20 protein-coding genes are annotated in these 20,924 nt (G+C 67.0%); 9 read left to right on the top strand and 11 right to left on the bottom strand.

The genetic code is table 11. The features are described 5' to 3' along the window. Positions 1-10: 10 nt before the first annotated feature. Positions 11-1,195: a DNA recombination protein RmuC gene (locus tag Q0Q36_RS03580; protein WP_293795574.1), complete on the top strand. Its 1,185-nt coding sequence runs from the start codon at positions 11-13 to the stop codon at positions 1,193-1,195. A gap of 318 nt (positions 1,196-1,513) precedes the next feature. After that, complete coding sequence (locus Q0Q36_RS03575) at positions 1,514-3,589, top strand: methyl-accepting chemotaxis protein (RefSeq protein ID WP_293795572.1); 2,076 nt, start codon at positions 1,514-1,516, stop codon at positions 3,587-3,589. Between the two features lie 45 nt (positions 3,590-3,634). Here the strand turns inward: Q0Q36_RS03575 and Q0Q36_RS03570 are convergent, their stop codons facing one another. Together Q0Q36_RS03570 and Q0Q36_RS03565 are read right to left on the bottom strand one after the other, a co-directional pair. Continuing rightward, entirely contained in the window at positions 3,635-4,150 is a 516-nt protein-coding gene (locus Q0Q36_RS03570; protein WP_293795571.1) for an OsmC family protein, read from the bottom strand. Between the two features lie 41 nt (positions 4,151-4,191). Beyond that, complete coding sequence (locus Q0Q36_RS03565) at positions 4,192-4,902, bottom strand: ATP-binding cassette domain-containing protein (protein ID WP_293795569.1); 711 nt, start codon at positions 4,900-4,902, stop codon at positions 4,192-4,194. A gap of 315 nt (positions 4,903-5,217) precedes the next feature. Here Q0Q36_RS03565 and Q0Q36_RS03560 point away from each other — a divergent pair, with 315 nt between their 5' ends. From Q0Q36_RS03560 to Q0Q36_RS03550, 3 genes are all read left to right on the top strand, one after another. Continuing rightward, complete coding sequence (locus Q0Q36_RS03560) at positions 5,218-7,986, top strand: [protein-PII] uridylyltransferase (RefSeq protein ID WP_293795797.1); 2,769 nt, start codon at positions 5,218-5,220, stop codon at positions 7,984-7,986. Positions 7,987-8,078: 92 nt separating this feature from the next. Further along, the gene (grpE, locus tag Q0Q36_RS03555; protein WP_293795567.1) at positions 8,079-8,681 is read left to right on the top strand and encodes a nucleotide exchange factor GrpE; all 603 of its coding nucleotides are present in this window, start codon (positions 8,079-8,081) and stop codon (positions 8,679-8,681) included. Positions 8,682-8,685: 4 nt separating this feature from the next. Further along, entirely contained in the window at positions 8,686-9,306 is a 621-nt protein-coding gene (locus tag Q0Q36_RS03550; protein WP_293795566.1) for a trimeric intracellular cation channel family protein, read from the top strand. On the opposite strand, the gene Q0Q36_RS03545 is transcribed toward Q0Q36_RS03550, so the two are convergent. The 3 genes from Q0Q36_RS03545 to Q0Q36_RS03535 form a co-directional block, all read right to left on the bottom strand. Next, positions 9,303-9,926 carry an alpha-ketoglutarate-dependent dioxygenase AlkB gene (locus tag Q0Q36_RS03545; protein ID WP_293795565.1) on the bottom strand — a complete coding sequence of 208 codons (624 nt, stop codon included), beginning with the start codon at positions 9,924-9,926 and terminating at the stop codon, positions 9,303-9,305. The genes Q0Q36_RS03550 and Q0Q36_RS03545 overlap by 4 nt on opposite strands. 2 nt (positions 9,927-9,928) lie before the next feature. After that, a complete protein-coding gene (gene dapB / locus Q0Q36_RS03540; RefSeq protein WP_293795796.1) occupies positions 9,929-10,735 on the bottom strand; it encodes a 4-hydroxy-tetrahydrodipicolinate reductase in 807 nt (268 codons plus the stop codon). 143 nt (positions 10,736-10,878) lie between these two features. After that, entirely contained in the window at positions 10,879-11,868 is a 990-nt protein-coding gene (locus Q0Q36_RS03535) for a TIM44-like domain-containing protein (RefSeq protein ID WP_293795564.1), read from the bottom strand. Positions 11,869-12,097: 229 nt separating this feature from the next. Between Q0Q36_RS03535 and Q0Q36_RS03530 the strand changes: the two genes are divergently transcribed. Both Q0Q36_RS03530 and Q0Q36_RS03525 read left to right on the top strand, forming a co-directional pair. Next, complete coding sequence (locus tag Q0Q36_RS03530; protein WP_293795563.1) at positions 12,098-12,361, top strand: hypothetical protein; 264 nt, start codon at positions 12,098-12,100, stop codon at positions 12,359-12,361. 592 nt (positions 12,362-12,953) lie between these two features. Further along, complete coding sequence (locus tag Q0Q36_RS03525; protein WP_293795561.1) at positions 12,954-14,102, top strand: extensin family protein; 1,149 nt, start codon at positions 12,954-12,956, stop codon at positions 14,100-14,102. Positions 14,103-14,111: 9 nt separating this feature from the next. Here the strand turns inward: Q0Q36_RS03525 and mepA are convergent, their stop codons facing one another. After that, complete coding sequence (gene mepA / locus Q0Q36_RS03520) at positions 14,112-15,056, bottom strand: penicillin-insensitive murein endopeptidase (RefSeq protein ID WP_293795794.1); 945 nt, start codon at positions 15,054-15,056, stop codon at positions 14,112-14,114. 110 nt (positions 15,057-15,166) lie between these two features. On the opposite strand from mepA, the gene Q0Q36_RS03515 reads away from it, so the two are divergent. Both Q0Q36_RS03515 and Q0Q36_RS03510 read left to right on the top strand, forming a co-directional pair. Further along, entirely contained in the window at positions 15,167-16,147 is a 981-nt protein-coding gene (locus Q0Q36_RS03515; protein ID WP_293795560.1) for a tripartite tricarboxylate transporter substrate binding protein, read from the top strand. A 189-nt stretch (positions 16,148-16,336) separates the two neighbouring features. Continuing rightward, positions 16,337-16,507 (top strand): DUF3309 family protein, encoded by a 171-nt coding sequence (locus tag Q0Q36_RS03510; RefSeq protein WP_265058024.1) that lies wholly within the window; start codon positions 16,337-16,339, stop codon positions 16,505-16,507. Between the two features lie 86 nt (positions 16,508-16,593). Here Q0Q36_RS03510 and Q0Q36_RS03505 read toward each other — a convergent pair whose 3' ends face one another. The 5 genes from Q0Q36_RS03505 to Q0Q36_RS03485 form a co-directional block, all read right to left on the bottom strand. Beyond that, positions 16,594-17,541 (bottom strand): ornithine cyclodeaminase family protein, encoded by a 948-nt coding sequence (locus Q0Q36_RS03505; RefSeq protein WP_293795559.1) that lies wholly within the window; start codon positions 17,539-17,541, stop codon positions 16,594-16,596. Next, entirely contained in the window at positions 17,541-17,879 is a 339-nt protein-coding gene (locus Q0Q36_RS03500; protein ID WP_293795557.1) for a LapA family protein, read from the bottom strand. The genes Q0Q36_RS03505 and Q0Q36_RS03500 overlap by 1 nt, the downstream gene beginning before the upstream one ends. Before the next feature lie 36 nt (positions 17,880-17,915). After that, positions 17,916-18,200 (bottom strand): integration host factor subunit beta, encoded by a 285-nt coding sequence (gene ihfB / locus Q0Q36_RS03495; RefSeq protein ID WP_047576935.1) that lies wholly within the window; start codon positions 18,198-18,200, stop codon positions 17,916-17,918. 28 nt (positions 18,201-18,228) lie between these two features. Then, positions 18,229-19,200 (bottom strand): signal peptide peptidase SppA, encoded by a 972-nt coding sequence (sppA, locus tag Q0Q36_RS03490; RefSeq protein WP_293795547.1) that lies wholly within the window; start codon positions 19,198-19,200, stop codon positions 18,229-18,231. Between the two features lie 160 nt (positions 19,201-19,360). Further along, the gene (locus Q0Q36_RS03485) at positions 19,361-20,650 is read right to left on the bottom strand and encodes an Hsp70 family protein (protein ID WP_293795546.1); all 1,290 of its coding nucleotides are present in this window, start codon (positions 20,648-20,650) and stop codon (positions 19,361-19,363) included. Positions 20,651-20,924 lie beyond the last annotated feature (274 nt).

Below are 20,924 nucleotides of genomic sequence, written 5' to 3'. Positions count from 1 at the left end.
GGCTCCTGATATGAATGAGATCGCCTTCACCTTGCTGGAGCGCCCGGTGACCTGGGCCGAGGCCATCATTGGCTTCGGGGCTTTGAGCCTCGTCCTGCTGCTGATGGCGGTGATCGCCGGCTGGCGCGGCGGCCAGAACCGCGCAGTCGAGGCCGCGATGGCGGCCGAGCGCGCCCGCGAGATGGACGACAAGGTCGCGGAGATGAACCGCCAGCAAGCCGAGCTCGCTGGCCGGATGCAGTCCATGGCGGAGATCCTCTCCACCCGGCAGGGTGACCTCGCCCGCCTCGTCGCCGAGCGGATGGACGGGCTGAGCCACAAGGTCGGCCAGGGCCTCGAACGCAATGTCCAGCAGACCACCGAGAGCCTCGGCAAGCTGCAGGAACGGCTGGCGGTGATCGACCATGCCCAGAAGAATCTGACCGACCTCACCTCCGAGGTCGTGACACTCCGGGACGTGCTCGCCAACAAGCAGGCGCGCGGCGCCTATGGCCAGGGCCGGATGGAAGCGATCATCCGCGACGGCCTGCCTGCCGCCTTCTTCGCCTTCCAGCCGCAACTGTCGAACGGCAAGCGGCCGGATTGCCTGGTAACGCTGCCCGGCGACGGGCGCGGCCTCGTCATCGACGCAAAATTCCCGCTGGAGAGCTTCACGCTGCTGCGCGAGGCGCGCGGCGACGAGGCCAGGAAGGCCGCTGGCCAGCGCGTGCGCAGCGATGTCGGCGTGCATGTGAAGGATATCGCCGAACGCTATTTCCTGCCGGGCGAGACGCAGGACGTCGCCCTTCTCTTCGTGCCTTCGGAATCGATCTATGCCGATCTGCACGAGCATTTCGACGATGTCGTGCAGCGGGCGCACCGCGCGCGCATCATGATCGTCTCGCCCTCGCTGCTGGCGCTGGCGATCCAGCTCATGCAGTCGCTGGTGCGCGATGCCCGGATGCGGGAGGAGGCGCAGGTCATCCAGAGCGAGGTCGGCAAGCTGCTCGACGACGTCCGACGTCTCGGCGAACGCGTCGACAAGCTCGACAATCATTTCCGGCAGGCACAGGACGATGTCGGCCAGATCAAGACCTCGGCGGGCAAGGTGACGAGCCGCGCCGAGAAGATCGGCGCGCTCGATTTCGACGACGAGAAGAGCGAGCCGAAACTGCCTTTCGCCAAGGGGCTGGAGCTGAAGCGCGCCGCCGAATAAGGCCATTGGCCTGGCCGCAGAATAGCAGCAACGGGCGAAGGCCGGGCGACGACGGCTCATATTCAGCCCGCAATACAACCAGTGCGAGAATTTTCACTGAACTGCGAAAGCATGCATCCCATGCGTGCAGATAACTACTATATTCCGTTAGATCGCCCTTAAGCATTCTCTGAAAGTTTCGGGAGAAATCGCAGCCCGAATACAATCCCCATGAACCAAGCCGGACGAGCCCGCGGATCACCTCAAAAATAGGCAGGTCCACGATCTTTCACGCCATCGCCTTCTCACCACCGCGGCCTCTTCTCCAAAAGGTTCACCATGGCCCTGAGTATCAAGACCAAGCTGGCGGGCGCGCTCGTCGCGCTGACCCTGTGCGTATTCGCCGTCGGCGCTTGCGGGTTTTTCGCCCTGCGTTCCGTCACGCAGCGGATCGATGAAGTCGTTCAGAACAATGTCGTCCCGATGGAGCAGCTGCGCCTCGTCAGCGACATGTACGCCGTCAACATCGTCGACACGACCTGGAAGGCGCAGAGCAACCAGATCACCTGGACGAACGCGCTGAAGACCGTCCAGGATGCGCTCGTCACGATCGACAAGGGTTGGAAGGCCTATCTGCCCAGCATCAGCGCAGCCGACGAGAAGCAGCTCGCAGATCAGGCAGCGTCGATGATGAAGAAGGGCGATGCCGCCATTGCCAAACTGGTCGGCATCCTGAAGGAGCGTGACGAGAGCGCGCTGCGCATGTTCACCACCGACGAGCTCTACAAGGCGATAGACCCGATTACCGCGAAGCTTGGGGAGCTGACCGCGCTGCAAATGGCACAGGCGCGCGACCAGGGCCTGGAGGCCCGCTCGACCGCCAGCTCCGCCAGCGTACTGCTGCTGGTCGTCGCAGGCGGCGCGCTGCTGCTGGGGGCGCTGGCGCTGGCTTTCGTCATCGCCGGCATCGTGCGGCCGCTCGGCGGCATGACCGATGCGATGAAGCGCCTTGCCCAGGGCGAGCAGGACGTCACGGTCCCCAGCGTCGGCCGGCGCGACGAGATCGGCGACATGGCGGGAGCGCTGCAGATCTTCCAGGAGAACGCCGCCCGCGTGCGAGCGCTTGAAGAGCAGGAGCGTGCTGCCGCCGCGGCCCGCCTCGCCCGGGCGCAGTCGATGGAAGCGGTCGTCTCGGATGTCAGCGAGGTCGTCGCTGCGGCTGCTGCCGGCGATTTCTCGGCGCGGCTCCAGATCGACGACGGTGACGAGCAGATGCAACGACTGGTCGCCGGCATCAACGAGATCAACCGCGTCGTCGACGGCGCCACCACCGAATTCGCCGATATCCTCCAGGCGATCGCTGGCGGCGACCTGACTCGCCAGGTTGGAACCGGCTATCGCGGCCGCTTCGCCGACCTGAAGGGCGCGATCAACGACACGGTCGACCGGCTCTCGACGACGGTCGCGACGATCCAGACGACCTCGGCCGATGTCGGCCTGGCCGCCCGCGAGATCAGCATCGGCGCCGACGACCTATCGAAGCGCACGGAGGAACAAGCCTCATCGCTGGAGCAGACCGCGGCCACGACCGAAGAGCTCGCAGCCTCGGTCAAGGCCTCGGCCCAGGCCTCCCGCTCGGCAGCGAGCGCGGCCGATGAAGCCGCAAGCGCCGCCCAGTCCGGCGGCACCATCGCCGGTCAGGCCGTCGAAGCTATGGCTCGGATCGAGACCGCCTCGCAGAAGATCTCCGACATCATCCGCGTGATCGACGACATTGCCTTCCAGACCAACCTGCTGGCGCTCAACGCCGCCGTCGAGGCGGCTCGCGCCGGCGAGGCCGGCAAGGGTTTCGCCGTCGTGGCCTCGGAAGTGCGGACCCTGGCCCAGCGCTCGGGCGAGGCGGCCAAGGACATCTCGGCCCTGATCTCCTCGTCCAATGCCGAGGTCGGCGAAGGTGTGAAGCTGGTGCGCAAGGCTGGCGAGGCGCTGACGCAGATCCTGCAGGCCTCGCAAAAGGTCGCTGCGACGATCGCCGACATCTCGGCGGCGTCGGGCGAGCAGGCCAACGGCATCGACGAGATGAGCCAGGCCGTCGCGCATCTCGATGAGATGACACAGCAGAATGCCGCGCTGTCGGAACAGAGCGCGGCCTCGGCGAACTCGCTCTCCGGCCGGATCGAGCAACTCAACGCGCTGGTCGCGACTTTCCGCACCAATCAAGGCCAGGCCGCCTCGACACGTGCGCCTGTCTCGACCGGTTCGGAGCCGGAGCGCCTGCGCCAGCTCGCCGAAGCCGCCTTCCATCAATCGCGGCGCCCGGCCGCAATGGAAGCCAGGCCCGCGGAGGTCAAGCCTGCGCCGGCCAAGCGCGTGACCAATGCCCGCAATGGCAGCACGGGCTGGGAGGAGTTCTAGCTCCCCTCCCATTCAACCCTGTTTTCAGGCGCCTCCTGACCCCTGTCAGGAGGCGTTGCTTTGCAGGGTGGCCGACAGCTCCGGCTTCACGTTCAGCGTCTGGAAGACCACGCAATAGCGCTCGGTGAGCTTGAGCAGCGTGTCGAGCTTCTCCTTCGGCGCATCGCTTTCGACATCGAAGAACAGCCGGATCGCCTTGAAGCCGACGGCCGCATCCTTGGCGACGCCGAGCGTGCCGCGGAAGTCGAGATCGCCCTCGGCGCGGACAGCGCCCTTCTTCAGTTCGATCTCCAGCGCGGTCGCGACCGCCTTCAGCGTCACGCCGGCGCAGGCGACCAGCGCCTCCAGCAGCATGTCGCCTGAGCAGAGCTCGGCACCGGAACCGCCTGTGGCGGGATGCAGGCCGGCTAGCGCGATGGCGCGACCGGTCTCGACCTTGCAGGCAATATGCTGGTCATCGAGCTCGCCATGGGCCTTGAGCGTGATGACAGCGGCTTCAGGGTTGGTCCGGTATTCGTCCTTGAGCGGAGCCTGCAAGGCGCGCAGCGCAGCGACATCCATGATCGTGATCCTCCTGAAGCGGCTGCCGCGTTGTAGCGGCTTCAGGCCGCAGCCTCCACCTCCGGCGTGGCCGGCCGGCTCTCCTTTTCGAGCGCCCGGCGCAATTCGCGGCGGAGCGTAACGAAGCCGACAGAGCCCTCCTCGCGCGGACGCGCCAAGAGATTGTCGAGGCTGAAGGCGACCGGCCCTGACTCCCGCGGCAGGACGTGGATGCGATCGGCGAGCCCCAGGGCCTCCTCGACCGAGCCGGTGGCGATGACGACGGCCGGGCGCGCTTGCGTGGAGAGTTCCGGCAGGAAGGCGGCGAGCCGGGCGCGCGCCTCGGCATCGAGGGCTGCAAAGGGCTCGTCGATCAGCAGCAGACGCGGCCTGACCAGCAGGAGGCGAGCGATGGCGAGCCGCAGCAGCCCTTCGGGCGAGAGCGCGGCCGGCCGCTGCGTCGCCTGCCCGGCGAGGCCGAGGCGAACCAGCACGTTGGCGATCAAGCCCTCGCGCTCGAACGGCGTTGCGTTCGGGAGGGCGAAAGCCAGGTTTTCGGTTAGATCGAGCCAGGCAAAGAAGCGTGGCCGAGCACAGAGCAGACCGACCTCGGCCGTCGGGATTGCTCCTTCATCGGCCTTCAGGCCGGCGAAGGCACGTAAGCTTGCTCCCCGTACCTCGGACGGACCGAGCAGGGCGACAACCTCGCCAGCCCTGGGGCGCGCCGGGGCATTCTCGCGAGAGCGGGAGAAATCGTGAAGAGAGGCCGACATCGCAGGCTCCATCCATAGACAAGGCGGAAGGAGCGCCGACGGCATCGAGCCGTCCCGTCGTTCCCGCGCTTTAGCTGCATTTGTTTCGCGCCCGCAAGCTGAGGCTCAAATCGGCGCGTATCCTCTTTTAAGGTCCGAGCGTCCGTTTTGTCAAACGACCTGTAAAGGAATGCCTTCGCCCACATTTCACATCTTTTACGTGTTTAAATTTATCCTCTCACCCGCCCGCGCCGCCATGTTACGAAAGGCGATGCCCGCCGGAACGGAGCTTTCGTGACTGCGCCTCCCATCAAGCCTGCCCTGCCGCTCGCCGAGATGCTGCACAATCCCGACGCAGGCGTCGCGCGGCTGTTCGAGGGGATCAACCGGCGCGACAAGGCCAGGATGCGGCAGGCGCTCATTGCCGGGCTGCGGCAATTGCTCGACGAGGGCCACGCTTCGGCTCGCGCGATCCTCGCCGGGCCGCGTGGCGGGCTTGCCTGCGCGCATCGGCTCTCGGCCGTGATGGATGCGGTGGTGCGGGGACTGCACAGCGCCGCCACCACCTATTTCTATCCGGCCGACAATCCTTCGCAGTCCGAGCGGATCGCGGTCGTCGCCGTCGGCGGGTACGGGCGCGGCACGCTGGCGCCGGGCTCTGATGTCGACCTGCTCTTCCTGTTCCCGCACAAGCAGACGGCCTGGGGCGAGAGCGTGGTCGAGTCCATGCTCTATCCGCTCTGGGATCTGAAGCTGAAGACCGGCCATTCCGTGCGCTCGATCGACGATTGCGTGCGCGAGGCCCGCGCCGACATGACGATCCGCACCGCCCTGCTGGAGGCGCGCTTCCTGGTGGGGGACCGCGCGCTCTTCGACGAGATGGTCCGGCGCTTCGACGCCGAGGTGGTCGAGGGCACGGCGCAGGCCTTCACCGAGGCCAAGCTTGCGGAGCGCGAGCTTCGGGTGCAGCGGGCCGGCGCCTCGCGCTATCTGGTCGAGCCCAACGTCAAGGACGGCAAGGGTGGCTTGCGCGACCTCAACACGCTGTTCTGGATCGCCAAATACGCCTACCGCGTCCATGACGTGCGTGAGCTCGTCGAGGCGGGACTGTTCGACCAGCAGGAATTGCAGATGTTCCAGCGCTCGGAGGAATTCCTCTGGCGCGTACGCTGCTGGCTGCATTTCATCACCGGCCGGGCCGAGGAGCGATTGTCCTTCGACCTGCAAAGGCAGGTCGCAGCCGAGATCGGCTATGCCGGGCGCAGCGGGCAGGCGCCGGTCGAGCGCTTCATGAAGGCCTACTTCCTGATCGCCAAGGATGTCGGCGATCTCACCGCCATCGTCTGCGCAGCGCTGGAGGCACGCCAGCAAAAGCCGCGCGCCACGCTCTCGCGACTGTTCGACACGCTTGCCAAGCGCAAGCGCGAGCGCTCGCTCGGCCATAGCGATTTCAAGCTGACCAGCCAGCGGCTCAATGTCGTCGACGACAGCGCTTTCGAGCGCGATCCGGTCAACCTGCTCCGGCTCTATGCCATCGCCAGCCGCGAGGACCTCGCGATCCATCCCGATGCCAGCCGGCTGGTGACCCAATCGCTCCGGCTGGTGACGCCCGGCCTGCGCAACGAGCCGGAAGCCAACCGCATCTTCCTGGAGATCCTCACCGGCCGGCGCTCGCCGGAGGTGGTGCTCCGGCGCATGAACGAATCCGGTTTGCTCGGACGCTTCGTCCCGGATTTCGGCCGCATCGTCGCAATGATGCAGTTCAACATGTACCACCACTACACGGTGGACGAGCACCTGATCCGCGCCATGGGCGTGCTGGCCGAGATCGATGCCGGCGTGCTGGAGGCCGAGCATCCGCTCGCCAACGAGATCATGCCGACCATCGCCAACCGGCGGGCGCTCTATGTCGCGCTCTTCCTGCACGACATCGCCAAGGGCCGGCCGGAGGACCATTCGATCGCCGGCGCCAGGATCGCCCGCAAGCTCGGCCCGCGCTTCGGCCTCACGCCGGCGCAGACGGAGACCGTCTCCTGGCTTGTCGAACACCATCTCGACATGTCGACGGTGGCGCAGAGCCGCGATCTCGGCGACCCCAAGACGATCGAGAGCTTCGCCGCCACGGTCCAGACTCTGGAGCGCCTGAAGCTGCTGCTGATCCTCACCGTCGCCGATATCAAGGCCGTCGGGCCCGGCGTCTGGAACGGCTGGAAGGGCCAGCTTCTGCGTACGCTCTATTACGAGACGGAACTGGTCCTTACCGGCGGCCATTCGGCGGTCGAGCGCAAGGCGCGCGTGGCGATGAAGCAGGACGAATTGCGCCGGCGCCTGTCCGACTGGGAAGAAGCGGAGCGCGATGCCTATGTCGCGCGTCATTACCCGGCCTACTGGATCAAGGTCGATCCGGACGAGCAGGAGAAGCATGCGCGCTTCCTGCGTGAAGCGGAAGCTGCGGGGCGCACCACCGCGACGATCGTCGAGACCGACCAGTTCCGCGGCGTGACCGAGCTCACCGTGCTTGCTCCGGACCATCCGCGCCTGCTCGCCATCATCACCGGCGCCTGTGCGGCGGCCGGTGGCAACATCGTGGATGCACAGATCTTCACGACCAGCGACGGACTGGTGCTCGACACGATCTCGGTCTCGCGCGCCTTCGACCGCGACGACGACGAATTGCGCCGGGCTGAGCGCATCGCCGCCGCGATCGAGCGGGCGCTCAAGGGCGAGATCAAGATCGCCGATCTCGTGGCGCAGCGCCGGGCGCCGCCGCCGCGCGGCCAGACCTTCCAGGTCGAGCCCGAGGTCGTGATCGACAACGTGCTTTCGGCGCGCCACACGGTGCTGGAGGTCTCCGGCCTCGACCGGCCGGGCCTGCTCTACGATCTCACCACGGCGATCGGTAAGCTCAACCTCAACATCGCCTCGGCCCATATCGCGACCTTCGGCGAAAAGGCGGTCGACGTGTTCTACGTCACCGACCTGACCCATGCGAAGATCGTGACGACCGGCCGGCAACTGACGATCCGCAAGGCGCTCATCGACGTCTTCAAGTTCGAGGGCGAGAAGCCGGCCCCGGCCAAGGCGAAAGTGCCGGCCCGCGCTTGATTTAAACGACCATAAGGCCGATATCCGGCACGAACGCGGCTGAGCCCTCGCAAGGGCGGCGCAGCCAGCCAGGAAAGGGACGTGACGATAAAATGACGCAGAACCCTGCGACGGAAGACCCCAACCTCGAAGCCGGCGCGGATGCGCCCGAACAGGCTGCGGCCACCGAGACGGGCATAGAAACCCAGCTCGCCAAGCTTCAGGCCGAGCGCGACGACCTCAAGGACAAGCTGCTGCGCACGCTCGCCGAGATGGAGAACCTGCGCCGCCGTACCGAGCGCGAAATCGCCGATGCCAAGGCTTATGCGGTGACCAGCTTCGCGCGCGACATGCTCGGTTCCTCGGACAATCTGCGCCGGGCGCTGGAAAGTGTGCCGGGCGATGCGATGAAGACGGCCGATGCCGCCGTGAAGGCGCTGCATGAGGGCGTCGAGCTGACCGAGCGCGAGCTGCTCAAGACGCTCGAGCGCCACGGCGTGCGCCGGATCGATCCCCAGGGCGAGAAATTCGACCCCAACCTGCACCAGGCGATGTTCGAGGCGCCCGACGCCACGATCGCCAAGGGGCTGGTCTCGAAGGTCGTGCAGATCGGCTACAAGATCGGCGAGCGCGTGCTGCGCCCGGCCCTGGTCGGCGTCTCCGCAGGCGCTCCCAAGGCTCCGGAAGCGCCGGCCGGCGAACCGACCCAGCACTGACGCCGTGTTCGAGGTTGCCGGCGTCGCCATCTTCGCGCTGACCGGCGCCCTCGTCGCCGCCCGCAAGGGCATGGATCCGTTCGGCTTCATCCTGCTGGCGGTCGTGACCGGCGTCGGCGGCGGCACCTTGCGGGACGTCCTGCTCGGGCGCGGCATCTTCTGGGTGCGCGACCCCAGCGACGTCATCACCTGCACCGTCGTCGCGCTCTGCGCCTGGCTGCTGGCCTATCTCCGGCCCGGCGTGCTGGAAGGCTGGGGCGGCCGCAAGCTGCTGATCTGGGCCGACGCCGCCGGTCTCTCACTTTTCGCCGTCATCGGCACGCTCAAGGGCCTCGACGCGGCCGTGCCCGTGCTCTCGGCCGTCGCGCTCGGCGCGATGACCGGAACCTTCGGCGGCATCCTGCGCGATATCCTCGCCGGCGACCGGCCGATGGTGCTGTGGAGCCGCGATTTCTACGTGACCGCAGCCACGGCAGGTGCCGCCATGACGGCGCTGCTCGTCGGCCTCGGCTTCTCCGGTCCGATCGTGATGTTTGGCGGCCTCGCAGCCTGTTTCGGCCTGCGAGCCGGCTCCCTGCTGTTCGGATGGTCCTTCCCGAGCCTACCTGGCAAATCGGCCGACTAGGATTTCGGCTTCGTCACCCGCCTCAGCGTCAGGTTGATACGCCCGCCCTCGGGCAGCAGCGTGGATGAGCCCGTCAGGATGCGGTCGATGCCGTGATAGGCCAGCCGCGCCTCCCCGCCGAAAAGCAGTACGTCGCCCGAGGCAAGCTTGAGCGAGGTCGTCTTGCCGCCGCGCGTCGTGCCGCCGATGCGAAAGAGCGCGGCGTCGCCGAGCGAGACCGACAGCACTGGCGCGTCGAAATCCTGCTCGTCGCGGTCCTGATGCAAACCCATCTTGGCGCCAGCCGCATAGAAATTGACCAGGCAGGCCTCAGGCGGATGCGGATAACCGGCCAGTTCCCGCCAGAGGTCGAGCAGCGGAGCCGGCATGATCGGCCAGGGTTCGCCGGTCTCAGGATGGTCCGGCTGGTAGCGATAGCCGTTGATATCCGAGACCCAGCCAAGCGAACCACAATTGGTCATGCGGACCGAGAAGGGCGTGCCGGACTTGGGCATGCGCGGCTGGAAGAACGGCGCCTTGCGCGCCACCGCGCGCAACTCCGCCACCAACGCCGCCTGCTCCTCCGGCGCCAGCTTGCCCGGCCAGTGGACCACGCCTGGCGCGACGACGACCCGCGTCATGGTCAGAGCGCGTCGAGGCCGAGCACGTCGGCCATGGAATAGAGCTTCGGCTCGCGCCCCCTGCCCCAGAGAGCGGCCTTGATCGCGCCTTGCGCAAAGAGGCTGCGATCCTCCGCGACATGGGCAAGTTCGAGCCGCTCGCCGGCACCTGCGAAGATCACCTTGTGATCGCCGACGACCGTGCCGCCGCGCAGAGCCGCGAAGCCAATCGTGCCAGCCTCACGCGCGCCGGTGATGCCGTCGCGGCCGGCGACACGCGTCTGCGCGAGATCGACCGCGCGACCCTCCGCCGCTGCCTCGCCGAGCAGGACGGCGGTGCCGGAGGGCGCGTCGACCTTCATGCGGTGATGCATCTCGACGATCTCGATGTCCCAGTCGGTGCCGAGCGTCGCGGCGACCTTGCGCACCAAGGCCGCCAGCAGGTTGACGCCGAGGCTCATATTGCCGGAGCGGACGATGGGCGTGCGCTTCGCTGCCTCGGCCAGCTCGGCCAGATGCTTGGGCTCTAGCCCGGTCGTGCCGACGACATGCAATATCCCGGCCTCGGCCGCCAGCTTGGCAAAGGCGACCGTCGGGTCCGGCGCCGTGAAATCGAGAACGCCATCGGCAGCGGCGAAGGCCGCAGCCGCATCGCTCGTCACCTTGACGCCGGAGGCTGGGAGGCCCGCAAGAATGCTGGCGTCCTCGCCAAGCGCGGCAGAGCCCGGTCGCTCGATAGCGGCCACGAGCGTGCAGCCCTGCGCCTGATCGATGGCGCGGATCAGCATCCGGCCCATCCGCCCGGCGGCACCGACGACGACGAGACGCATATCACTCATGGAAGGCGGGCTCCGGCTGACCTTATTCGCCAGTAGCGCAATAGGCCGGGCTCCGCCAGCGGCACACCCGAAAGCCGGGCAAAGCAAAACGGCCGGGTCGCCCCGGCCGCTTCGTATTCTCACGCTGTCGGCACTCAGGCCGCCTGCTGGATGCCCGAGAGCTTCCAGGCGCCACCGCGCTCGCGCACGAAGGTCCAGTACTCGCTGACCTCCTGGGCTTGCGTCGCGCTGCCGTCGACGACCTTGCCGGACTTGCGGTCGTAAGCCGCGTTGATCAGGCTGAAGCGCATCGCAACGGTGGCATAATCCAGATCGCCCTCGCGCCAGGCCTGCGACAGGTCGCCCTGCAGCAGCTTGACGTCGGAGACGCGGTCGGCGACGCCGCGGCGGGCATTGTCGCTGAGGTCCTCGTCGAAATAGCCGAACATCTCCGGCGTCGTGCGCTGGCGCAGGCCAGCCTCGTCCTCGTTCGAGTAGGCGGTGTTGATCTCGCCGAGCAAGCGCTCGAACGCGTTGAAATCATCACCGGCAAGCTCGATCTGTTGCGGCTGCACCGCCGCGGCGGCAGCGCCGCCGCCGAAACCACCCATGCGAGCCGCCTGCTGCGGCTGCGGGGCGTCATAACCCTGGCGGGCATAGGGCGCGCCCGCACCGGCGAGCTGCGGCTCGGAGCGGCGGCGGAAGAAGCGGATGGCGAGCATGACGATGCCGACGATCAGGCCGATCTGCAGCAGGAAGCCGAGCATGCCGGCGAGCGAGGCCAGGCCACCGAAGAAGCCGGAGCCCGAGAGCATGCCGAACAGACCCGCGCCGAGAAGACCGGCGCCGATGCCCATCATCATGTTGCGCGCGAAGGACGGGCGAGCCGCCTGCGCAGCCGCACCGGCGGCCGAGGGGCCGGCCATGGACGGCGAAGCCGGCGAAGACGGAGCCGAACGCTGGAAGGTCTGGGCGCCGCCCGGCGTCGTGCTGGTCGACGGCGGCGCGCTGTTGGTGAACGATCCGCGGCTGCCCGAGCTGCGGCCACCACCCGGACGGGCTTCGGCAACGAGCGGCACGAGCAACAGGGCCCCGGTGATCAGGGCGACGGCACGTCCACGACGGGCGAGCGAAATCAGAGACATTGTTCCTCCCGGAGCCCACCATGGGCCCACCGGGACACAATATGGAGAGAGGCCACATCCCACGCAAGGCCCCATCCGGCTAACAGGCTGAAATGCCTTACTATTTCAATCCGGTACATAATTATTCGTTGCGAACGGGCCGATGTGCTAATGTTCCGCGCCGTCTCGCCATGCGAGGCGCAGGGAGAGCGCCATGACCGGATCCGGACCTAGGCCTCGCCGACACCGCGTGCTGAGCTGGATGCTCGCACTCGCTGTCCTGTTCCTGTTCAGCGAAGCTGCCGCTGCCGCCGAACCGGCGATCGCGCTCGACAAGCCGCGCCTCGCGCAGGCGCCGGAGCCGCTCTGCTTCTGCTGGAACGGCGGCCGCAAGATCGCCGAGGGTTCCAAATCCTGCATCAGGACCACGCAAGGCCCCCGGGTCGCCACCTGCGGGCGGGTGGTCAACATGATGTCCTGGGAGGTCTCGGAAACGGCCTGCCCGGAAAGCTGAGGCCTCTGCACCGGGTTTCATCAGCACAAACAAAAGCGCCGCCGGGGTCGCTCCCGGCGGCGCAGCTTTTATTGCTCTTGTGGTCCTAGCGACTTCGAGCCTGACCGATTGTCAGAACGCTCCCAGAACGATCGCCATCATGAAAACGAAGGCCGCACCCATGATCAATCGGTCGAGACGTAGCGTGACACTCATCACACCCTCCTGTGTCATTGACCTGTCGCGGACGGTAGCAGAACTGACGAAGGCCGCAAGGGGGCGGCATCGTGGCGGGGCTGGGACACAGGCTAGATCACCCTTAATCAAGGGTTAAACTGTTGATTAGATTTGGGGATATTTCTAGCTGCGCGATTTCGCCGCGAGCACTGTCCGGCGCTTCGCCACGCCTGCGCCATGATTAACCTCGGCGCTCCCCACGCTGATCTTCCCGACATCACCGAGACGGCTCCAGCCCGCGAAAACAGCGCCGGTTAAGGCCGAAAAGGGGAGATTAAGGCCCCGTTCACCACGGCGCCAAAGTTAATGCGCCTGTGGCGGCCCGGACGCAGTCGGTTGAGAAACCGTTCACCAAGCGCTTCGCATTTGAATGGTCATGCGACGCGCACATCTCGCCCTCATCGCACTCGGCCTCGCCGGCGCAACCGGCCTGGCGGGCTGCGGCAAGTTCCAGAAGCCCCAGCGCGCCGCCTGGCGCGACCAGGCGGAAGCACAGTGCATGGCCTCCCGCCAGGTGCAGCTCTCCTCCTATGTCAGCCTGCGCGGCAAGCCGATCGACGGACCCGGAACCTGCGGCATGCAGCAGCCCCTGAAGGTCACGGCACTACAGAACGGCAGCGTCAGCCTGACGAGCCCTGCCCTACTGGCCTGCCCGGTCGTGGCGACCACCGACCAGTGGTTCGCGGAGGTCGTGCAGCCCGCCGCGATGAACATCCTTGGCGCGCAGGTGATCGAGATCCGGTCCGGCTCCTATTCCTGCCGCGCCATGAACAATGGCACGGCGACGACGCGCACCTCCGAGCACGCTTTCGGCAATGCCGTCGACGTGTTCTCCTTCCGGCTGAACGACAACCGCGTCGTCACGGTCAAGGAGGGCTGGCGCGGCTCACCCGAGGAGCAGAACTTCCTGAGGGAGATCTTCGTCGGCGCCTGCAATTATTTCGGCACGGTGCTCGGCCCAGGCGCCGACCCGATGCATTACGACCATCTCCACATCGATCTTGCCCGGCATTCCAAGGGCCGGCACATCTGCAAGCCGATCATCAAGTACACGCCGAACTACAACCTGCCGCCGCCGGATCCGGCGCGCCCCTATATCTCCGCGCAGGGCGCTCCCGCGCCTCAATCCCAGCGCAACAGCCAAACCGCCACCGCCTATTCCGGCGAGCCGATGCTGCGCCAGCCGAGCGGCGGCATGCGCCCGCCGGGCGCAGTGCAGGGCGGCTATCCTGTCGCGAACAATGGACGCGGACAGGACAGCAGCCTCGACGCGCAGCAGCGTTTCCTGGAGCAATACGACGCGCGCCACCAACAGGGGCGCTACCAGCCGCAGCCCCTGCCGAGCGAGCGGCGCGGGCCGCTTTCCCTGCCCGGCGCCGTCGAGCCCTCGGAGGAGGAAACCGCTTTCGGCGATGGCGGCAGCTCCGGCTTCGTCGATCAGCAGGGCTCGGAGGAAGCTCTGCCGATCAGCCCCGAGCGCGACCCGTTCGCCTATAGTTCGGCGCGCGTGCCGCCGCGACGCTGAGGGATCTTTTCAGCGCGAGACCAGCACCTGCCGGCATTCCGGCGGCAGGGCATCGAGCGACATCGGTGGCTTCGGCTTGGGCTTGGGCCCCGGCTTGGGCTTCGGCGGGTTGAAGATGGCCTGATGCTGGCGCTCGACCCAGCCGCTGAGCTCGGTGCCGCAGCCATCGCCGAAATTCGGCGGCTCCTGCCCCTGACAGCTCGCCATGCCGGCCGGGCAGGCCAGACGGATATGGAAATGGTAGTTGTGGCCCCAGATCGGCCTGACCTTGTCCAGCCAGCTCTTGTCGGCACCGGCCTCGCGGCAGAGCGCGACCTTGATCGCCGGGTTGACGAAGATGCGCTCGACCTTGGGCTCGGCCGCGACCGCACGGATCAACCGGGTATGGGCCGGGGTCCAGTTGCGCGGATCGACGTCGCGCCAATCCGAACGAGCCATGTTGACCGCCGACATGTTCTCGCGCTGCTCGCGATCGAGCCGGCCGCGCGGCATCGGCGTGAGCCAGACATCGGCGTCTAGCCCGATCTGGTGAGAGGCGTGACCGGTCAGCATCGGGCCCCCACGCGGCTGCGACATGTCGCCGACGAGCAGGCCCGCCCAGCCGGTGATGCGCGGCACGTCGCGGGCGAGCTTCTCCAGGTAGTCGATCAGGGCGGGATGGCCCCAGTTGCGGTTGCGGTTGAGCCGCATGACCTGCCAGCTCGGCCCATCGACCGGCAGTGCCTCGGCACCGGCAAGGCAGCCGCGTGCATAGGAGCCGATGGCGCGGGCCTGCATGCTCGCCGGTCCGGTCTTCTGACCGAAAAGCGAGCGGGCAGCGTCGGGCCACGCCGCGATATTGGCGGCGCGGGTCTTCGCTTCCTGGTCGGCGGTCGACTGGGCGAGTGCCGCCGTCGACAAGAGGGCAAGCGCGGCGAGAGAACCTGCGATTCGGGAGATGTTGCGCATGGCCAGAGAATCGCCGCGACCATCCATGCCGGTCAAGCGCGACGGCTGGACAAGCGCCGCGGCGAATTGCAGCCTTGCGCACCGGCGCCGCAGAGCGCCCACAAGGGAGGACATCGATGACGGCCAGGATCGACCGCCGCAGCATTCTCGCGGGCGCAGGCGCCCTTCTCGCGATGCCCAGCGCGAGCTTCGGCCAGCAGTCCTGGCCACAGGGGCGGGTCGTCAAGCTCGTCGTGCCGTTCACGCCCGGCGGCGCGACCGATGTGCTCGGCCGCCTCATCGCGGACAAGCTCAGCCAGACATGGGGCAGCGGCGTCATCGTCGAGAACCGGCCGGGCGCCGGAAGCAATATCGGGACGGAAGCCGTCGCCAAGGCTGAACCCAATGGCGAGACGCTGCTGATCGTCTCAGTCGGGCTTGCGACGAACCAGTATCTCTATTCCAAGATCAACTACGATCCGATCAAGGATTTCGCGCCGATCACGATGGTCGCGCTGGTGCCGAACCTGCTCGTGGTCCGCAACGACCTGCCGGTGAAGAGCGTCGCCGAGCTCATCGCCCATGCCAAGGCCAATCCGGGCAAGCTCACCTATGCGTCCTCCGGCGTCGGCACCTCATTGCATCTCTCCGGCGAGCTCTTCCAGAAGCTGACGGGGACGAAGATGGTCCATGTTCCCTATCGCGGCTCCGCACAGGCGATCCAGGACCTGATGGGCGGCCGTGTCGACCTGATCTTCGACAACATCACCTCCGCGCTGCCGCAGGCGAAGGCCGGCGCGATCCGCGGGCTCGGCGTGACCACGGCGAAACGGGCGCCGACCGCTCCCGAGTTCCCGCCGATCGCGGAGACGGTGCCGGGCTTCGACGTATCCTCATGGTTTGCTCTGTTCGCGCCGGCCAAGACACCGCCCGCGATCATCGCCAAGATCCAGGCCGATACCAAAGCCGGCGTCACCGATCCGGCGCTTCGTGCGAAGATGGATGCGCTGGCGGCCGAGCCCGGCGGCTGGACGCAGGATGAGCTCGCCGCCTTCCTGCGTTCCGAGCTGAAGAAATGGGGCGACCTGATCAAGGAGGTCGGTATCAAGGCCGATTGACGGCGACGTTATAGCATCGGACCGAAAAGTGGATTCCACTTTTCGGACAAATCCGATGCGATAACATATCGATAGATCATCGTTATCGCGACCTATCGGTCGCGCGAGGATCTACGGAACCGGCGCTTCCCGGCCGGCGTTTCCCGCTGGACCGCGCCCGAAACGGGCGCCTCCAAACGGGAGTTCGCCATGTCCACCGTGCTCATCATCGTGCTGCTCATCCTGCTCCTCGGAGGCGGCGGCTATTACGGCCATCGCAGCTATGGGTCGGCAGGGCTCGGCGGCGTTCTGGGCCTCGTGCTCGTGATCGTCCTGATCCTGTGGCTGCTCGGCGCCATCGGCGGCGCGCGGATCGCCTGAGCGCGACAGTCCAGCCGTCAGTTGAGCTGCAAGAGGGGCTTCGCGATCGGGATCTGGGATTTCCCACGGCCCGATCGCCTTGAGCCTCAGGAACGATTGTCCCAGACGGCCACTGCAGCGGCCAGATCCTCGAGCGCGACGCCCACCGACTTGAACAGCGTGATGCCGCCGCCCTCGACCGGGCCGGCGATCCGGCCATGGCAGAGATCGGCCAGCGTGCCCGCCACCTTGTCGGCGCTATAGCTGCCCTCGGCGATAGCGACGGCAACGTCGCCACCCTCGTCGATCGCCTTGCTGGAATCGACGATGACGCGGGCACGATGCAATGCGTCGGCATCCGCCTCGCGCATCTGCATGGTGAAGCCGCCGATCAGATCGAGATGGGCCTCGCGCTTCAGCCAGTGACCATGGATCAGCGGTTCGGTCGCGTTGGTCGCACAGGAGATGATGTCGGCCGTGCGGGCCGCGCCTTCGAGATCGGTCGTGGCGCGGGCCGTGATGCCATCTTTTGCCAGCTCGGCGACGGTCGCCTCTGCGGCTTCAGGTCTCCGCGCCCAGACCGCGATCTCGGTCAGCGGGCGGACGGAGCGATGCGCCTTGATGATGAAGGGTGCGAGCGCGCCGGCGCCGACCATCAGCATGCGGCTGGCTTCGGGGTTCGACATGTAGCGCGAAGCCAGCGCGGAGGCTGCGGCCGTGCGCCAGGTCGTCAGCCGGTTGCCGTCCATCACCGCGAGCGGCTTGCCGCTCGTGCCGTCCATCAGGAGATAGGCGCCCATGACGCCCGGCAGATTGCGCTTGCCGTTGCCGAAGAAGACCGAGACGATCTTGGTGCCGATATAGGGATTGGCGACATCCGGCCCGCTCCAGGCCGGCATGGTCAGCAGGATCGCATCGGTCTCGCCCGGCCGCTCGATCGCATACTGGCCGCGCTTGGGTGCGATCACTTCGCTACGGAAGGCGTCGTCGAGGATGTCGATCAGGCCGGGATAGCTCAGGGCCGCATCGATCTCGGCCACGTCGAAAAGTCGCATCAATTCCGTCCGTTGGTCAGTGCCGGCAGCGCGGAATCGGGCACGGCCGAGCGCAGTGCCTGGGTTTCGGAGCGCAACGCCTCGGCCTCGCGGCGGCTGCGGCGCGCCGCCCTGCGGTGCTTGCCCTGCGCGATCCAGGAAGCGAGGCCGCCGACGAGCACGCCGATGGCGATGGCCGCGAGCACCACCAGGAAGAGCGGGACCTCGTAGGAGAGCATCGGCAGGTCGCGGCTGAAGGGATCGAGCGAGACGCGCACCGCGCCGCGATTGGCGACCGAAAACAGCACGATCACCAGCGCGATGGGAACCAGCACCAGCGCCTTGAAGAAGGCCTTCATCACAATCTCCGTATGCTGCGGGAGCGGCGCCTGCGATCAGTCCTTGCCGTTGAGGCGCAGCCGCAGCTCTTTGCCCGTCTTGAAGACGGGGACGAACTTCTCCTCGACCTCGACCGCATCGCCGGTGCGGGGGTTGCGGCCGATGCGCGCCGAGCGGCCCTTGCGCGAGAAGGCGCCGAAGCCACGCAGCTCCACCCGGTCGCCACGCGCCAGAGCTTTCACGACCTCGTCCAGGATAGCCGAGACGATGTTCTCGATATCGCGCTGGTAGAGGTGGGTGTTGCGGTCGGCGATCCGCTGAACGAGTTCGGATTTAATCATCGCTGGAGTATAACCATTTGTATCAACATCACTTTTCAGCGGCAGGCTGCCAGAGCGCCAAGGGCGCGTCAAGCCGCAAGCCGACCGGCTGGTCCGCCGCCCGCGCGATCGTCGCGGCGAGCGCATCGAGGCCGGCGCCGCGCGCCATCGCCTCGGCCAGGCTCCACAGGCCGAAGGAGGAGGATTCGCTGCGGCGACGCCAGTCGCGGACCTTCAAGTCCTTGGCAACGCTCTTCTCGCTCTCCATCCAGGCGATGGCGTCCTGCTCGCCGCCGATCTGGTCGATGAGCTTCAGGTTCAGCGCCTGGCGGCCGGAATGCACACGTCCATCCGAAACCGTTGCCACCTCGCCCTCGGCGAGGTGGCGGCGGTCGCGCACCATGTCCTTGAACCAGGCGTAATTGTCATTGACGACGCGCTGCAGGGCTTCGCGCGCCTCGGGCGAGGTCGGCTCGAAGCCGCTCGGCGCCGCCTTGAGCGGGCTCGACTTGATCGACTCGACCTTGACGCCCACCGTATCGAGCAATTGCGAGACGTTCGGGAACTGGAAGAGCACGCCGATCGAGCCGACCAGCGAGGTCTGGCGGGCGACGATGCGGTCGGCGCCCATCGCGGCGATATAACCGCCAGAGGCCGCGAGGCCGTCGACGACCGCAACCATCGGCTTCTTGGCGGCGAGCTGGCGCAGTGCCGTATGCAGCGCCTCGGAACCGGAGGTCGTGCCGCCAGGGCTGTCGATGCGCAGCACCACGGCCGAGACCGACTTGCTGTCCTCGACCGACTTGATCAGGTCGAGAGTGCGGCGGTCACCCGAGATGAATCCGGAAATCGTGATCCGCGCGATGTGGGGGCTCGACAGGCTGCCGGGGCCGTCACCCTTCCAGGCGAAGCCGCCGACCACTGCCGCCACGATGACGCCGAGCACGGCAAGCACGCGCCAGAGCGTCAGCTTGCGGCGCAGGCTGCGGCGGTCTGCGAGCAGATCGGCATCGGACGACATCGGGAGGCTCCTGGACCATGTTCCAACGGAACATGCTCAGCTTTTTGATTGTGCGCGAATTCTTTTTCGTTCCACCGAAATCGGCCGAACGGAAAGCGCGCAGCGACTGGGTCCGTGATGTAGACCCGCCGCAGCGGGCGGGCAAGGCGGAGGTGCAACCTCAGGCCGCGACCGAGGCGCGCGCCCGGTCGAGCGCGAGCAGCGCAAGCCCGCTGGCGACCGAGCGGAAGGCATCGCCGATATGCACCTTGCCCGCACCGAAGCGCCGGTCGAACAGGCTGCGGACCGCCGGCACATAGGAGGTGCCGCCGGTCATGAAGACCGCCTCGATGCGATCACCGCCGATCCCGGCCTCGGCCAGTGCACGGTCGAGCGCGGTTTCGATCGCGCCGACGTCCTCGGCGATCCAGCGCTCGAAATCGGCGCGGCGGATAGGCTTTACGATGCTGACGCCCATCTGGCTGAAGCTCAGCGTCGTCTCCTCCTTGTCGGAGAGCGCGACCTTGGCGGCGGAGACGGCGCGATAAAGCTCGTAGCCGAGATCATATTCGATCACCGTCAGCAGGTCCTCGAGCTTGCCGGGCTCGACGGCTTCGCGGATCAGGGCGTTGAGCTCGGCCATGGTCTCGCGGCTCTTCATCAGCGAGAGCTTGTGCCATTGCGCGAAGGCGGCGTGATAATGGGCCGGCACCGGCAGAAGCTTGCCGAAGGAACGGTAGTCCGTGCCCTTGCCGAGCGCCGGCGAGACCGCATGCTCGATGATGCGGTAATCGAAGGTGTCGCCGGCGACGCCGACACCGGCATGCGAGAGCGGAATCGCCTCCAGGCCGCCGCGCTTGCCGGGCTCGAAGCGCATCACCGAGAAGTCGCTGGTACCGCCGCCGAAATCCGCGACCAGCATGGTCTGGGGCGTCTTCAGGTCACGCGCGTACCAATAGGCGGCGCCGAGTGGTTCGTAAGCGAAATCCACCTGCTTCATGCCGGCCTTGCCGTAGGAGCCCTCCAGGCGGCCGACTGCCAGTTCCTCGTCCGGACGCTCGCCGGCGAAGACGACCGGGCGGCCGGAAACCAGCGGCAGCGCGTCATGGCCGGGCAGGTCCGTCGTGAGATCGGAGAGGAAGACGCCGATCAGGTCCTCCAGCTTGAAGAGCTTGCCGAAGAGACGGGTCTCCTGGAAGGCGCGGCTGGAAAGATGTGTCTTCAGCGATTGCAGGAAGCGATGCTCGGTCGTCATCCCCAGGGCCATGTCGAGCGCATCGGGGCCGCTGACATGGGTGATGCGGGTCTCGGGCGGGCGCCCCTCACGCCAGAACATCAGCGCCGAGCGATACGCATCGACCGCGCCCTGCCTGGTGGCGAAGGAGCGCGTCACGACCGATCCGTCGGCGCCAGCCAGCGCGACGACGCTGTTGGTGGTGCCGAAGTCGATGCCGATGGCGGCAGGGGTCATGGCGCTTCTCCTCTTGCGGGGCATGTCCAAATTGTCATTCCGGGGCTTCGCTTCAGCGAAGAACCCGGAACCACGACGGGACGAGCGTTCCCCGCCGTGATGGCCAGGGCTCACCCAGTTGTGGGTTCCGGGTTCGGCCCTGTGGCGCGCCCCGGAATGACAACGTGGTTTCGAAACAAAAGCCCGCGCGGATCGCTCCGCGCGGGCCGAATTCAAAGGCCGGCCGCTTTCGCGGCCGAAACCTCACTTCTTGTCGGTGGCCTTCTTGAGCGCA

Source organism: uncultured Allobosea sp., from assembly GCF_945957345.1.
Lineage (GTDB): Bacteria > Pseudomonadota > Alphaproteobacteria > Rhizobiales > Beijerinckiaceae > Allobosea.
This window is presented reverse-complemented; position numbering and strand designations above follow the sequence as displayed.

What these genes read in the sequence shown, in the direction of transcription:
- Q0Q36_RS03575 (WP_293795572.1), top strand. Translation starts at nt 1,514, where the DNA reads ATGGCCCTGAGTATCAAGACCAAGCTGGCGGGCGCGCTCGTCGCGCTG.
- Q0Q36_RS03535 (WP_293795564.1), bottom strand. Translation starts at nt 11,868, where the DNA reads ATGTCTCTGATTTCGCTCGCCCGTCGTGGACGTGCCGTCGCCCTGATC.
- Q0Q36_RS03565 (WP_293795569.1), bottom strand. Translation starts at nt 4,902, where the DNA reads ATGTCGGCCTCTCTTCACGATTTCTCCCGCTCTCGCGAGAATGCCCCG.
- Q0Q36_RS03560 (WP_293795797.1), top strand. Translation starts at nt 5,218, where the DNA reads ATGCTGCACAATCCCGACGCAGGCGTCGCGCGGCTGTTCGAGGGGATC.
- ihfB (WP_047576935.1), bottom strand. Translation starts at nt 18,200, where the DNA reads ATGATTAAATCCGAACTCGTTCAGCGGATCGCCGACCGCAACACCCAC.
- Q0Q36_RS03580 (WP_293795574.1), top strand. Translation starts at nt 11, where the DNA reads ATGAATGAGATCGCCTTCACCTTGCTGGAGCGCCCGGTGACCTGGGCC.
- Q0Q36_RS03525 (WP_293795561.1), top strand. Translation starts at nt 12,954, where the DNA reads ATGCGACGCGCACATCTCGCCCTCATCGCACTCGGCCTCGCCGGCGCA.
- Q0Q36_RS03515 (WP_293795560.1), top strand. Translation starts at nt 15,167, where the DNA reads ATGACGGCCAGGATCGACCGCCGCAGCATTCTCGCGGGCGCAGGCGCC.
- sppA (WP_293795547.1), bottom strand. Translation starts at nt 19,200, where the DNA reads ATGTCGTCCGATGCCGATCTGCTCGCAGACCGCCGCAGCCTGCGCCGC.
- Q0Q36_RS03545 (WP_293795565.1), bottom strand. Translation starts at nt 9,926, where the DNA reads ATGACGCGGGTCGTCGTCGCGCCAGGCGTGGTCCACTGGCCGGGCAAG.
- Q0Q36_RS03505 (WP_293795559.1), bottom strand. Translation starts at nt 17,541, where the DNA reads ATGCGACTTTTCGACGTGGCCGAGATCGATGCGGCCCTGAGCTATCCC.
- Q0Q36_RS03485 (WP_293795546.1), bottom strand. Translation starts at nt 20,650, where the DNA reads ATGACCCCTGCCGCCATCGGCATCGACTTCGGCACCACCAACAGCGTC.
- grpE (WP_293795567.1), top strand. Translation starts at nt 8,079, where the DNA reads ATGACGCAGAACCCTGCGACGGAAGACCCCAACCTCGAAGCCGGCGCG.
- Q0Q36_RS03510 (WP_265058024.1), top strand. Translation starts at nt 16,337, where the DNA reads ATGTCCACCGTGCTCATCATCGTGCTGCTCATCCTGCTCCTCGGAGGC.
- Q0Q36_RS03570 (WP_293795571.1), bottom strand. Translation starts at nt 4,150, where the DNA reads ATGGATGTCGCTGCGCTGCGCGCCTTGCAGGCTCCGCTCAAGGACGAA.
- dapB (WP_293795796.1), bottom strand. Translation starts at nt 10,735, where the DNA reads ATGCGTCTCGTCGTCGTCGGTGCCGCCGGGCGGATGGGCCGGATGCTG.
- Q0Q36_RS03500 (WP_293795557.1), bottom strand. Translation starts at nt 17,879, where the DNA reads ATGAAGGCCTTCTTCAAGGCGCTGGTGCTGGTTCCCATCGCGCTGGTG.